Consider the following 359-nt stretch of genomic DNA (forward strand, 5'->3'; position numbering starts at 1 on the left):
CACCCCCATATTTATATTTTATATGATTTTACCTCATTATTAACATGCATTTTTTCCTAATATTAGGAAATTTCCTAGTACAAGGAAGGAAGCTTCAAAGAATTAAAAATCTTTTCGAATATAATTATCCATGGTGATTCGCATGACAAAAGAAATTCGACATTTTTCAAAAAATAAAAACCTACACTTGATACTTTCAATTATCATGACCGTATTAAGTGCTTTTATTCAAGTATACGTAATTCAAGTCTTTATGAATCCGTGCAATTTATTGTCTAGTGGATTTACCGGAGTTGCGATATTAATTCATAAAATCTGTAATTTATTTAACATCAATTTTTCTATTTCATTAGGAATTC

This window comes from Holdemanella sp., assembly GCF_056804935.1.